The organism is Bacillus testis (assembly GCF_001243895.1).
In the GTDB taxonomy this organism is placed as follows: Bacteria; Bacillota; Bacilli; order Bacillales; family DSM-1321; genus Bacillus_AD; species Bacillus_AD testis.
This window is the reverse complement of the sequence record NZ_LN851186.1, coordinates 1477804-1491046: the sequence shown is the minus strand read 5'-3', so window position 1 is coordinate 1491046 and position 13243 is coordinate 1477804. Positions and strand designations below refer to the sequence as shown.

Genomic DNA, 13243 nt, shown 5'->3' with positions numbered 1-13243 from the left:
GGAGGAAACACCGAATGTACCATGTGAATGATCGTGTAAAAAACATAGAAATATCCGGCATCCGGAAATTTTTTAATATGGTTGCGCCTTATAATGATGTCATCTCCCTGACAATCGGCCAGCCTGATTTCCCAACACCGGAGCATATTAAAATAGCAGCGAAACAAGCAATCGATGATAATTTTACCACCTATACACATAACGCCGGATATCTTGAATTGCGTCAGGCAGCCTCGGCTTATATGGACGAAAAATATAGCGTTTCTTATGAGCCTGAATCCGAAATTATTGTCACGACCGGCGCAAGTGAAGCGATCGATATCTCTCTGCGCACCTTGCTGAGTGAAGGTGATGAGGTGATTTTGCCCGGCCCCGTGTATCCTGGATATGAACCGATTGTCACACTATGCGGAGCCCGCCCTGTCCATGTGGATGTCACCGGGAATGGGTTTAAATTGACGGCCGATCTATTGGCTCAACATCTCACGGAGAAAACCAGGGTGATCATTCTTCCTTATCCATCCAATCCGACAGGTGTTTCACTCACGGAAGAAGAGCTTCAGCAAATCGCTGAGCTTGTCCGGGGAAAGAATCTTATTGTGTTAGCTGATGAAATATACAGTGAACTGGTTTTTGACCGGAAGCACGTCAGCATCGCTTCCATGCTGAAAGAACAGACAATCATCATCAATGGCTTATCAAAGTCCCATAGTATGACGGGCTGGAGAATTGGCTTCGTTTACGGCCCATCTGAGCTTTGCAGCCAGATATTGAAAGTGCACCAGTATAATGTTTCTTGCGCTTCTTCCATTTCACAAAAGGCGGCCATAGCGGCGTTGACAGCCGGCAAAAATGACAGCAATGAAATGAAGGCGGAATATAAAAAGCGCCGCGATTACGTCTATAGCCGGTTATTGGAGATGCAGTTAGATGTCGTGAAGCCGGACGGCGCTTTTTACTTTTTTGTCAAAATTCCTGCAGGACAAAAAAATTCCTTTGATTTCGCCCTTGATCTTGTCAAAGAAGGGAAAGTGGCAGTAGTTCCCGGCAGTGCATTCTCCAAGGATGGGGAAGGCTATTTCCGCTTAAGTTACGCCTATTCGATGGATACGCTGCGGGAAGGGCTGGACCGATTGCAGGCCTTCTTGTCAAAACGGTAATGATTCATGATAATTTGCGGAGAAACTTGATATCACGATAGCCTTCCTCCTTATTAGTGGTTGATAATTGCACTTCCAGCAAGGAACCAATCAGTTTATTTAGCAGAATTTCGAGTTCTTTAGCGTCTTTTGGTTTATCGTAGCCGAGTTCTTTTAATTCTCTCATTAATATATGAAAGCCGGCATTATTTTCAATATGGCTGAATTTCAAAGGCAGCTGGGATGGATCATCACTCATCAATCTTAGCTGCCATTTGATTGGCCTGGCTCCGTGAATGGTTTTTTCCCGGCTGTATCCCTCCACCTTCACCACATATCTGCCGTCCGGCAATTCCCTGAATTTTTCTTCGATATCATCAAACAGGCTCATTTAGATCTCCCCCTTCTTGTATTCTTGCTGAAATATATGAATTCCCCCTGGCATATATGAACCCGGGCAGCGCAAAAAAGCCGGAGAGACGCTCTCCAGCTTGTTGCGGTTAGGAATGAGATTGGATACGATACATCGGGACGACCGTATCATGGATGATTTCTTTTCCATTCACTCGTTTAAAATCTAATTTATAAAAGACATTGAACCGTTGGCTTATTTCCGTCTTAACAAGTTCCGGGGGTGTCACAACAATCAATTGGAACCTTAGTTTTTCCGCCACTGTAAAGATTGGGTCAAGGACATGGGTAGAGGCCGCCTGGCCGAATGGATTATCGCATAATAACGTGACCCAATGGTGGTCTGTCTCATTTTTGACAGACAGAAGCATCATCATCATGACCATTCGCGCTGACAGTTTTTGCCCGCCGCTGCCGTCCGACTTCGTTTTGGAACCTTGATTGATCGTTCTCCAAGTGGAATAATGCTCTTTGCTCGGCACTTTATACATAAAGGCGTTGTCTGTTCTCATATTGTATACCAATAATTCCGGATAGCGATTGCGGAGCGACACAAACAGAATCTTTTCATCCGATACATGCTTCTTAATGTCCATCATAAGCTCTTTATTCTGCCCATCGATATTGTCGAATTTAGTAATAATCTGATCGATGGAATGGACAAAATGCTGCTTAAGCAGCTCTTCAACGTCCTCTGCCTTCTTGGGAAGGATGTCTTCCTTGAATTTCACCAGCGGGAATTGATGGCCTGATTCATTCTTGAATTTCATCTTGCCCACCATCATACGGATGGAACCAGCTATTTTCATTACTTTCATCGAAGCGCGGACAGCCCATATTTCTTGGGCCTTCATCGCTCTTTCTTTATCCTTTTCCAACTGTTCCAAACCATTCATGGAGAAGCGCTTCATTCCGATAATGACCACATGTATATTCTTATGCTGTCTAAGATTCATCAAGTTTAAGGAGGAAAGCCACTCTTTCTTTAAACGAGGCTCCCAATTCTTATCCTCAATCGCCTTCTTCAGGTCTTTATGGGCTCTATCTACCGCCAGCTGGCCGGCTTCCACCGTCTCATTGACCTTTTTTTGTTCCTGAATCCAGTCATCCACGCATTTTTTTGCATCTTGGTGGACGGCTTCTTGATCTTCCGGCATACAGAGGGAAGGAGGCTCCTCTAGAATAGCGGATAAGGTGTTCTTATTGCTTTCATATCCCCTTATTTTTTCTTGGGTCTCTTCCAGGAGTTTTTGTGCCGCCGACAATTCGGACTGCGTTTCATTGCTTTCCTGCGATAGCTGGATTTCCTTGAGCTCGAGATTGAGATCCTCCCACTCTTCCGGCTGCTTCCCGTGTTTTTGCACCTTTTTCGACGATTTTTCCAGCTGCGGGACAATCGCACCCAATGTTCCTATAGTTGTTTTGATACCGTCGCTTTGTTCGCGCTCCTCTGTTTCACAGGCCGCCACCTCTTTTTTGAGGGATTCCAACTGCCTTTCCAGCACTAATACCGGTTCAGTCGGTACAGCAGTTGCTTTCCATTCACTCGTACGGTCCGCCATTTTCTGCTCATGTTTTGTTTTAGTTTGTTGAAAATGCTCAAGCTGTGCCTGGACAACCTTCAATTCCTGGACACGCTCTTCCTTGGACTTTTCAAGCTGCTCCATTTCCTGGATCATCACCAACAGCTCATCCAGAATATGCAACGACAACTGCGGCTCGGCTTCCGATTCTTCAGCATCAGCTTCAAAGTTAGGATAGTCTTGGCCCGGGAGGAATTTCATGACCTTTTTCAATTGATGTTCCAATTCCACTTTCCAGCTGACATATGTACTGTGCCAACTATCTTTGGCAAGGAAGGTATCCTGTTGTTTCCCTTCGATTATTTTCAGATCACTAACCAATTGGTTTTGCCGGTCCTGTTTACTTTTCACGGCCAATTGCCATTCTTCATATTTTGCCTGCTGTTGTTCATATTCTTCAAGAGTGGCCACTTGCTTTTGCAAAAGCGCGATGGAGCTGGCCAAAGACCGGACGGATTGGGAAAATTTCAACTGTCTTTCGATTTCTGCCTGTTGGTCTTTCATCTTCTTCTGCAGCACATTCTGCTGTTCCGTCACGCTCTTTTTTTCAGTCTCCAATTCCAGACTGATTTCATCACTGAGCTTTTGGTCTTTCAATTTATCAAGCTTTCTCCAAAAATCGCCCAAAGCCTTTCTGCTTTTATCAAGCTCGGCAATAGTGGCCACTTGGGAATCGACCGTCTGGGCTATTCCGTTTTTCCATTTGTCCAAGCTGGCATCTTCCAGAACAATTTCCTGCTCGCCTGACCGGACAATCCAATACGGCATCTCAGCCGTCCCTTTCATTTCATCACGCCCGAATAAAGGCACCGGGCTTCTCAGAAGAAGGTCCTTCCATTCTTTCGTTTCTAATTCTTTGCGCTCTTCTGTTTTCATCACAAGTCCAAAAGGCAAGAGCGGATATGATTCCAGCAATTCGCTTCTTTCCACGTCCGGCAATGATTGCAGGAACTGTGTGCCATAAAAAACATCTATGTCTGTATGGTCGTCAATCCATTCCTTGACGATCCTGATATCCTTGTTGGGTATCCAAAAAGACTCGGCATTCAGCGATTGATCCAATTGGGCTTCCCACAGCGTGCGCTTATGATGTTCCAGCTGCTGTGCCAAATCAAGCAGTTTGCCATCCAATTCATCCATGTGTACGGACAGTCCGCTTCTATTAAGGGTGCCGACTTCCCTCTTGAAAATGGCATAAAGACCTTGGGCAAGTTCTTCTTCTTTTTCTATTTGCCGGCCAAGTTCTTCTTGTTTATTATTGATCGCCAGTTCCATGCCTTCGATCATCTGCTGCAGCTTCCCAATATTAGTAGCCAGCTTACTCTGCTTTTTCTGGGACTCTTTTTCCTTTAATTCCAACTGCTCTTTTTCTTCCTGGGCGGCAATTACTTTCTTTCGATATTCTTCAAGCACCTCTGGAAATGCGTAGGCCGCCTTATCCCCGAATTCGTGATAGATGCGGTCCCTGAACGCTTCGAAGTCTGCCATATCATTCTGCAATTGGTTTATTTGCAGCTTCGTTGTTTCCAGCTCTGCCACCTTGTGCTGATAGGCTTGTTTATAATCTGTTTCCAATCTGTACAGATGTTTCTTAAATCCTTCATATTGCTTGATATCTTCCTGGATTTTCGAGAGTGTTGCCTGCCATTGTTCAATTGACAAGGATTTTAATGTGTCCATTCGTTCATTTACTTCCACTAATTGATCGCTTTGCTCCAAGGACTCTTTCTGTTTCAAAAGGTTTTGCACGGTATTCTCTATCTCTTCCCATTCCTTTAAAGAAATGAGCAATACCTGCTCTTCTTTCTGGCGCCGCAATTCCGCTAGCTTCTCAAGCAATGCTTGGTGCTTCTCCTTGCTGGTTTCGATAGACTTCTCTAACTCTTCTTTTTGGCGATGGATTTTGGCATATTCAAGATTATCTTTCTGAAAACGCAATTCTGCTAACACCGATTCTAATCTGGCAACCTCTTTCTCTACTTCTTTTAAACTTGTTTCATCGGATTGGATGGCATATTCCAGCGCAGCCAGCACTTGCCGTCCTTTTTGCACATGGGCCTCCATTTTTTCTTCGTTTTCCAGCGCTTTTTCCACACTTTGCTCGAATGGGATCACTAGATTCAAAAACTCCGTATGGGCCTGTTCCCTTTTAAGAAGGATCGGCAAGTCTTTAGCGATGCTTGCTTGGTTCTTGAATATTTCCACCAAATCATCTTCCGGCGAATCATGTTTTTTGATTACCTGGCTGACGGTCGGGATGATGCGTTTCTGGAACAGTGCATGGTCGTCTTCAGCACCTTCAAAATATTTGCCGACGCCTCCTTCGGTCAGATTGATATCCTTAATGATGTCCCAATCTTTCCGGTTGATGCCGTATGAGGACAGCAGTTTATAATGCTCGGCAGGTTTTTTGTAAATATAGTATCCCTGCCATTGAAGGAAATCGCCGATGACTTCTTCAGCGGAAAGCGCCTGGCCATCTTTGTAAAGCGGGATTTCCGCAAGGTCAACGCCTTCTCCAACCGCAAATTCTTTGGCATAAAAATGAAAAATCGGTGTAATGCTTTCTTCTTTTAAATCCTCTTCCGCCTCGTCCCCGTCTCTCATTTTCACGGTTTTAGCTGCACTGAAAATGCCGCCTGAAATCAAGTGCCGCTTATCTGAACCATCCAGTTCCCATTCAATCGCCACGTGGAAGGTATAAGGGACGAATTGCTCTTGTTTATTATAAAAAAATTGCTGGTAATGCCGATTGTTTTCTTCCCCCCAAGTGGTTCCCGGCTTCAGCACCTGAAAAATCGTCTGAAGCAGCACCCCTTTGCCCCCGCCGTTCATTAAGGCGATCAGCCCATTAGTAGCTCCTTCATCGTTATGAAAGTCAAAAATCGTGTTTGCATACTGTTTCTGCATACCATCATATTTCAACCCGGCGATACGAATTCGGTGTATTTTAGGCATCCTGCTGCACCTCCGTTTGCATGAGTAATTTCATTTCTTCATAGCGGGCATCATCATGATACAGATATTCGATCCGCTCGAATAACTCGCTTTTAGGCATGGCTTTCGGAAGATCATGGCGGTCAAGGATGATCACTAGCCCCTCTCCCTCCAAAAGGCTCATCGCATTTTTAATTAAACCAAGCCGTGAACGCCTATTTCCTTTTTTGTAATCGAATTGCTGGTAATCCGCTACCTCCATATTCATCCACGTGTCATACGCTTCCTTCATGTCCACCCTCTTTTCCAAACCATAATCAGGGTGATCCTTCAACAGCACTCCCCATTTCTGCATCAGATCATGGACGCCTCTTTCAAGAGCATAAAAAGAGATTCCTTCACGTTCTGTACCAATTCTTGTCGCCCTATTCCGGTCGACTATGGAAAGAAAAGCCATAATAATGATGGATACCAAATGAAAGTATTTCTTGTTCTCGATATTTTTATGTTTATCCTTCAAGTGCGTAAAATTGGTTGCAAAAAGAGAGCCGGTGGAGGATGTGACCAAATGCAGCCTTTTAGTCGTTTCAATAATTTGCGTACCCGATTCGTCTGCCATCACTCCGACCAGCTGCCGGGTCGTAGGCTCAAAATAATGTTCATACATCTCATCCGTATCTTCGATCACCTTATTTTTCAACAAGGCGAAATAGATGGATGACGCTCGTTTTACTGCTTCCATTTCCATTATTGGTCATTCTCCTTTATGCATAGCTTGAATGGTGAAATTTTGGTATGGTACCATGTGATCGCCGATTTGTCTTCCTCTACTTTTGTGTAAATCTGTTTCCCCTCAAAATAACTGAATTCCGGATTTGCTGCCATCAATTTGGAAATAAGCACTTCCCGTTCATCATGCAATAATTCTTCTTCTTTTCCATAGACAGCAATAACTAGCGGCTTGCGGTCAAACATCATCCACATGTCCAATGTCTCACTTTCTTCGAACCATTGATCCTGTGCCTCGTAGGGGAGATCTGCAAGCGAAGAAAGGGAAAACTCGCCAAATTCCTTCAAATGGTCGAATACATATGTCCATGCGCCGACAACCGATTGCCAATCCGTTACCTTTAATCGATACTCTTCTTCTTCCTCGATTTCTTCATCGCCAAAGTCTGCCTGTTCTGCCAACGCCTCATATTCCTGCTCTCCCCACACCCAATCGAGGGGCAAGATAAATTCATTCCTTGGTGAAAACAATGGTCCCAGAATCTTCTCGACCAATGAGAAATCTTCCACTCCCTGTTTCATAAACCAGCCTTCGTAATAATGTTCCTTGAAAGAAATGAAGGAACTTTCCCAGAAGAGGGACGGCCTTTCCACTTTCAACCTAAGCTCAATTGAAATATTTTCAATGACAAGTTTGGCAAAATGGTCGTGAAGCTGGCGTGCATGCTCAAAGCGATCTTGCAGGAAAAAAAGCTCAGCCTTCACTTTGCTATAATCTTCCTTGTTTTTTGCCCGTTCCAATAAAGTCATAATCGTTCGGAAATGTTTCTTTTCTTCCTCAAACTGAGATTCGATGGCATCTTTATGGTCTTCTCTCTGCCGTTCCTGTTCCAGGACAAGGATTTTCGGATTTTCTTTCATTTCCTTCTGGAAAGCTTGTTCTCCTTTAATGAGGCGCTTAACGCGGGATATCAAAAGGTCCAGATTATCTGTCGCTTTCTTGAAATTGCCGTTTTTAATCAACTGCATGCTGTATAACTGTTCGATAGAAATGGAAAACTCTTCTGCCATTTCGCGGCTCATAAAAATCATTTCCTGAGCCACATCCGTTAATTTATAAACGGTTCTTTGGCCTTTTTCCAAATCCGTATGTAGATCATCCATGGTGACATAACGAAAAGTCTGCGTATCCCATGTTTGCGTCATTTCATTGTAGTATTCCGCTTCAAAAGGCTTCATTTCCTCTTCCTTGCCTCTATACAGCAATCCGCTGACCATTCGGTCAATCGTTTTGGAATCTGCCGACAGCCCCATCATGTCGACCACTTCCTGGATGATCAAGCGGATATCTGTTTTTTGCCGCTGGTCATCATCATTCAATTCACGATAAAAGATTTCCAATAATACCTGCATGAGGATCGACTGAATTTTCGGCTTCAGATTCCCTACTTCCATTCCTTTCCCTAAATGAAAAAGAGGATTGAGCCTTTTCATCCTCTGCGAAAATCCGTCTAATGTTGCTTTCATGACAATCCTCTCTTCCATGTTTCTATTGTCAATACTTCCTGTGGTATTCGCTTTCCCTTAAGTAACAGTTGCCGCATTGCCTGCTTTAGTTCCCAGCTGAATTCTTCCAGGAACAACTCTGTATGCGTCCCATTGTTGATTTGGCCGATTGCATCATTCGCCAAGGATGAATGCTGCAACATCCTTTCATAGATGGACACTGCCAGGGCAAAGCGAAATTCAGGGAATTTTTCCACTAGGCGTATGTAAATGCTGATTCCCTCCGGGTCAAGATCTCCGGCGTACCAAAATAATGGCCGGTTCTTCGGGAATTGTCTACAAAAAAAAGACAAGCTCCGTTCGATCTTCTTTCCTTCCCCATATATGAGGAGTTCCGGATTATAATCCAAATTGCCTTCCTCCAATAAGGAAACGGCCGTATGGAAGAAAGATAAATTCTCCACAATTAATACATTTCGGATCTCTTGGGAGTTATTACCCAACTTTGTCCAGTAGATAAAAGGCTCGCTTTTACTTACTGCATGGATATCCCCAGCTGAAAGGCCAAGCCGGGCCAGAAAATGGGGGCCGGCTGGAAATAATTTCGGATCCGTCAGGTATTTTTCATGCCCAAACAGTTCCAGGCTTCTTTCTTCAATTGACACTTCCCGATGGGGACGCTTCTCCTTCAAAAAAAGAATAAACGGAAACGATTTTGTCCCATTGTTCATCCGTTTGGAACTGCGGGTACTTTTCATAATACGTAAATGAAAGAAGATCATTCATTTTCATCATTTCGATTGTACTCCAGCTCCCCTTTGCTTTATACGGCATGAGCCAAAAAGCTTGCGGCAAAGCTGGCGTTCTAGCATTCATTTTTTTATTGGTTATAGCCTTTAACAAGCCTTTAGCCATCGCTGTTTGGACGGCTTCAAAAAAGTCGTTATATCCCTGAAACGGGTTGATCTGCAGGAGACTTTCCAATTCAGCCGTATATACCTTTTTCTTTTTGCTTGTATACCTCATAGAAGTCAATAACTCTTCAAGTCTATCACCGTTTTCATTCATATAGGATTTCTCCCTTCCCTGTCGCATTCCGATTATATCAAAGCAGCCACTATAAGAAAATAGCATTTGCCCCGCTCCTAGACTTATTGACACACACAAAAAAAAGAGCACGATATGTGCTCTTTCAACAGCGTAAGAACAAATAACAGCTCAATCCCAGAATTTGCGGAGCGCCTGTGTGCCGCTGTCTCCCTCCCCTTTCTTGGCGATGGTTTCATACATAGATTTGCTTAATGTTAGTCCCGGCACTTTCATATCCATTTCAGCTGCTTCCTCCAAGGCAATCTGCATATCTTTAATAAAATGTTTAACAAAAAATCCAGGCGAATAATCTTCATTCAAGATTCGCGGCGCCAAATTTGAAAGGCTCCAGCTTGCTGCAGCCCCTGTCGAAATACTGTCCAGAACCTTCTGCGGATTCAAGCCGGCTTTCTCGGCATAAACAATTGCCTCACATACTCCGACCATATTAGAGGCGATCACTATTTGATTGCACATTTTAGTATGCTGGCCGGCTCCGGCTTCTCCTTGATAGACAATATTTGTGCCCATGGCCTGGAGGATCGGCAAAGCCTTCTCATAAACTTCTTTCTCTCCTCCCACCATAATAGCAAGAGTCCCCTTCTCGGCTCCAATATCTCCCCCTGACACCGGGGCATCCAAAACCGATATACCTTTCTTTTTGCCTTCCGCATATAACTTTTTGGCCAATGATGGTTTGGATGTGGTCATATCAATCACAATTGTGCCTTTACGCGCAGATTGGAACGCTCCTTCTTCTCCAAGGTAAATTTCTTCTACATCTTTAGGATAGCCGACGATGCTAATGATCACATCTGCCGATTGGGCAAGCAGTCTTGGAGATTCAGACCATTCAGCACCCTTATCAAGCAACTCTTCTGCCTTTTCCTTTGTCCGAGTGTACACAATCAAGTCATAGCCTTTATCCATAAGATTGGAAGCCATGCTGCTTCCCATTACGCCTATTCCAATAAATCCGATTACCGGTTTTTTTTCCACGCTGCCCATTCTTGCATCCTCTCCTTATTTAACTAATTATTCAGATAAGTATGTATATCATTAATCAGCAATATTATAACATACAGCCCATTTATGTACCCTCGCTATTCCCAACTTCCGCAAAAAAAAGAAGCCGGCATATGCCGGCTTAAAATGGGGGAAATGAGAATGTTAGCTGCACTACGAGTCTAACAATTATGCTCCTTCTACTTTTACCCATAAGCTCCATAAGTAAACACCTTAAACAATCTTTTTTTATATTTATCAAATTTTATATACAGAAAAGGCCATCCCTTCTTAGCAGGATGGCCTTTTTCTGTATTATTTTTGTTCTACCGCTGCTTTAACAGCTTCAAGAACTTCATCATTTGTTTTCATATTCAATGCTTTAGCAGCAAGCCCTTCCATCTCTTCTTTAGAAAGACGAGAGATTAGGGAACGCGCTTTCAGAATAGACGTAGCACTCATAGAGAACTCATCCAATCCAAGTCCCAATAGAAGTGGGATCGCGATTTCGTCTCCTGCCATTTCACCGCACATGCCTGCCCACTTGCCTTCTTTATGCGCTGCATCCACAACGTTTTTAACAAGGCGAAGGATTGCCGGATTATACGGTTGGTAAAGGTAAGAAATGCGTTCATTCATACGGTCCGCAGCCATTGTGTATTGAATAAGGTCATTTGTTCCGATTGAGAAGAAGTCAACTTCTGTAGCAAAAAGATCTGCCATAACAGCTGTCGATGGAATCTCAACCATGATACCCACTTCAATATCGTCGCTGACTTTTACGCCCGCTTCCACAAGTTTTGCTTTTTCTTCTAGTAGAATTCCTTTTGCTTCACGGAATTCTCCAAGTGTCGCAATCATCGGGAACATGATTTTTAGGTTTCCGTAGGCGCTTGCACGCAATAGCGCACGAAGTTGTGTACGGAACATATCTTGCTCTTCCAAGCATAGGCGGATTGCTCTGAAACCTAAGAAAGGATTCATTTCATGAGGAAGGCTCAAGTAAGGAAGTTCTTTGTCTCCGCCGATGTCCAATGTACGGACAACAACCGGTTTGCCCTCTAGGCCTTCTAACACTGCTTTGTAAGATTCGAATTGTTCTTCTTCAGTCGGGAAAGAATCGCGGCCCATGTACAAGAATTCAGTACGGTATAAGCCAACGCCTTCTCCACCGTTGTCAATGACACCTTTAACATCTTTCGGTGTACCGATATTAGCAACAAGCTCTACATGGTGGCCGTCTTTAGAAACGGTTTTTTCGTTGATTAGCTTCGCCCATTCTGCTTTTTGTTGCTCGTAAGCAGCCGCTTTTTCTTTGTATTCAGCAATCAATTCAGGAGTTGGATTGATGTGGACTTGACCATCCAAACCGTCTACGATGATGATATCGCCATTTTGAATTGAAGCAGTCGCTTCTTTGGTTCCCACAACAGCAGGGATTTCCATTGAGCGTGCCATGATTGCAGAGTGAGATGTTCTTCCGCCGATATCAGTTGTGAAAGCAAGCACATATTGGCGGTTTAATTGAGCGGTATCTGAAGGAGTTAAATCTTCAGCAACGACAATTACTTCTTCCGTTACCATGCTTGGATTTGGGATTTGTACGCCAAGTAGGTGGGCAAGAACACGTTTAGTTACGTCGCGGATATCCGCAGCACGTTCTTTCATGTACTCGTTGTCCATGCTTTCGAACATCGTAACGAACATATCAGCTACTTCTTTAAGTGCAGCTTCTGCGTTCACTTTTTCACTTTTAATTTTATCTTCAATAGGACCTAATAATTCTGGATCGCTTAGGACTAATAGATGGGCTTCAAAGATAGCAGCTTTGTCAGCTCCCAATTCTTCATTTGCCTTATCTCTGATCGCTTGTAGTTCAGTCTTTGATGTTTCAACCGCTTTCTGGAATCGGCTTACTTCTTCTTCGACGTTAGAGATATCGCTTTTTGAAAAGGATAAATCAGGTTCTATAAGACGATATGCCTTTGCAATCGCAATACCGTTAGATGCTGCAATTCCATTTAACATAGTTGTCATTATTCTGCTAAACCTTCTTTTTTAAGAGTCTCAGCCAATGTGTTGATCGCATCTTGCTCGTCGCTGCCTTCAGCTGTGATAGTGATTTCAGCTCCTTGGCCAATTCCAAGGCTCATAACGCCCATGATTGATTTAAGGTTCACTTTTTTATCTTTGTACTCAAGGTTGATTTCTGAATCGAATTTACCTGCAGCTTGAACCAACAATGTTGCTGGACGAGCATGAATACCTGTATCTGCGATAACTTTAAAAGACTTTTGTTCCATAATAAAATCAAACTCCTTTATAAATAATACTTTTTAGTGAGATCTTGCGTCTTTTTTATATATAACTTCTATTACATAATACCCCAATTCAATATTTGTAATGTATACATCCAATAGAAACACATAAAAAATATCATTTGGCCAGCATATAGGCAGCCAAAGTCTGACTACAGACCTCTTATCCCCAAAATAATAGCATTACAATGGAAACGACACAATGACTTTTTTTCATTTTACCGATAAAAAAAGCACAATTCTCAAAAGGTAAATCCTCCCACACTAATCATGCCCTTTCAAGGTAAAAAATGGGCAGAATCCATGTTGAAAGCTATTATTTTTATTACTATACCATTTTCGTTTTCGACTATTCCGTTTCTACGCTTGTGATAGCGATTACAATTACATTTATAGGCAGTAAGGCGCAGGATAATGTATTTTTATTCCATTATATTCGATAAGTTGTGTAGGATTTGTTAAATAAGTTTGCTAATTCGATTGCAAAAAAATTCTTAATAGAGGAAAATACAGATAAAACGTTAAC

10 protein-coding genes are annotated in these 13243 nt (G+C 43.1%); 1 reads left to right on the top strand and 9 read right to left on the bottom strand.

Annotation, left to right across the window (positions count from 1 at the left end):
- Nucleotides 1-14 precede the first annotated feature (14 nt).
- A complete protein-coding gene (locus BN1765_RS07855; RefSeq protein WP_050614598.1) occupies nt 15-1160 on the top strand; it encodes an aminotransferase A in 1146 nt (381 codons plus the stop codon).
- Nucleotides 1161-1164: 4 nt separating this feature from the next.
- Here BN1765_RS07855 and BN1765_RS07850 read toward each other — a convergent pair whose 3' ends face one another.
- From BN1765_RS07850 to BN1765_RS07810, 9 genes are all read right to left on the bottom strand, one after another.
- Nucleotides 1165-1530, bottom strand: coding sequence for a hypothetical protein (locus BN1765_RS07850; RefSeq protein ID WP_050614597.1), 366 nt, complete (start codon nt 1528-1530; stop codon nt 1165-1167).
- A 109-nt stretch (nt 1531-1639) separates the two neighbouring features.
- Nucleotides 1640-6091: a hypothetical protein gene (locus BN1765_RS07845; protein WP_050614596.1), complete on the bottom strand. Its 4452-nt coding sequence runs from the start codon at nt 6089-6091 to the stop codon at nt 1640-1642.
- Nucleotides 6084-6818 (bottom strand): DUF6063 family protein, encoded by a 735-nt coding sequence (locus BN1765_RS07840; RefSeq protein WP_050614595.1) that lies wholly within the window; start codon nt 6816-6818, stop codon nt 6084-6086. The genes BN1765_RS07845 and BN1765_RS07840 overlap by 8 nt, the downstream gene beginning before the upstream one ends.
- Nucleotides 6818-8326: a hypothetical protein gene (locus BN1765_RS07835; protein ID WP_050614594.1), complete on the bottom strand. Its 1509-nt coding sequence runs from the start codon at nt 8324-8326 to the stop codon at nt 6818-6820. Before BN1765_RS07835 ends, BN1765_RS07840 begins: the two co-directional genes overlap by 1 nt.
- On the bottom strand, nt 8323-8970 hold the full coding sequence (locus tag BN1765_RS07830) for a Wadjet anti-phage system protein JetD domain-containing protein (RefSeq protein WP_050614593.1): 648 nt from the start codon (nt 8968-8970) through the stop codon (nt 8323-8325). The genes BN1765_RS07835 and BN1765_RS07830 overlap by 4 nt, the downstream gene beginning before the upstream one ends.
- Nucleotides 8960-9373, bottom strand: a complete 414-nt coding sequence (locus tag BN1765_RS20240; RefSeq protein ID WP_187119431.1) for a hypothetical protein — start codon at nt 9371-9373, stop codon at nt 8960-8962. The genes BN1765_RS07830 and BN1765_RS20240 overlap by 11 nt, the downstream gene beginning before the upstream one ends.
- A gap of 150 nt (nt 9374-9523) precedes the next feature.
- A complete protein-coding gene (locus BN1765_RS07820) occupies nt 9524-10402 on the bottom strand; it encodes an NAD(P)-dependent oxidoreductase (protein ID WP_050614591.1) in 879 nt (292 codons plus the stop codon).
- Nucleotides 10403-10714: 312 nt separating this feature from the next.
- Nucleotides 10715-12436 carry a phosphoenolpyruvate--protein phosphotransferase gene (gene ptsP / locus BN1765_RS07815; protein WP_050614590.1) on the bottom strand — a complete coding sequence of 574 codons (1722 nt, stop codon included), beginning with the start codon at nt 12434-12436 and terminating at the stop codon, nt 10715-10717.
- Nucleotides 12436-12702 (bottom strand): phosphocarrier protein HPr, encoded by a 267-nt coding sequence (locus tag BN1765_RS07810; RefSeq protein WP_050614589.1) that lies wholly within the window; start codon nt 12700-12702, stop codon nt 12436-12438. The genes ptsP and BN1765_RS07810 overlap by 1 nt, the downstream gene beginning before the upstream one ends.
- Nucleotides 12703-13243: the final 541 nt, after the last annotated feature.

What these genes read in the sequence shown, in the direction of transcription:
- BN1765_RS07855 (WP_050614598.1), top strand. Translation starts at nt 15, where the DNA reads ATGTACCATGTGAATGATCGTGTAAAAAACATAGAAATATCCGGCATC.
- BN1765_RS07840 (WP_050614595.1), bottom strand. Translation starts at nt 6,818, where the DNA reads ATGGAAATGGAAGCAGTAAAACGAGCGTCATCCATCTATTTCGCCTTG.
- BN1765_RS07820 (WP_050614591.1), bottom strand. Translation starts at nt 10,402, where the DNA reads ATGGGCAGCGTGGAAAAAAAACCGGTAATCGGATTTATTGGAATAGGC.
- BN1765_RS07810 (WP_050614589.1), bottom strand. Translation starts at nt 12,702, where the DNA reads ATGGAACAAAAGTCTTTTAAAGTTATCGCAGATACAGGTATTCATGCT.
- BN1765_RS20240 (WP_187119431.1), bottom strand. Translation starts at nt 9,373, where the DNA reads ATGAATGAAAACGGTGATAGACTTGAAGAGTTATTGACTTCTATGAGG.
- ptsP (WP_050614590.1), bottom strand. Translation starts at nt 12,436, where the DNA reads ATGACAACTATGTTAAATGGAATTGCAGCATCTAACGGTATTGCGATT.
- BN1765_RS07835 (WP_050614594.1), bottom strand. Translation starts at nt 8,326, where the DNA reads ATGAAAGCAACATTAGACGGATTTTCGCAGAGGATGAAAAGGCTCAAT.
- BN1765_RS07850 (WP_050614597.1), bottom strand. Translation starts at nt 1,530, where the DNA reads ATGAGCCTGTTTGATGATATCGAAGAAAAATTCAGGGAATTGCCGGAC.
- BN1765_RS07845 (WP_050614596.1), bottom strand. Translation starts at nt 6,091, where the DNA reads ATGCCTAAAATACACCGAATTCGTATCGCCGGGTTGAAATATGATGGT.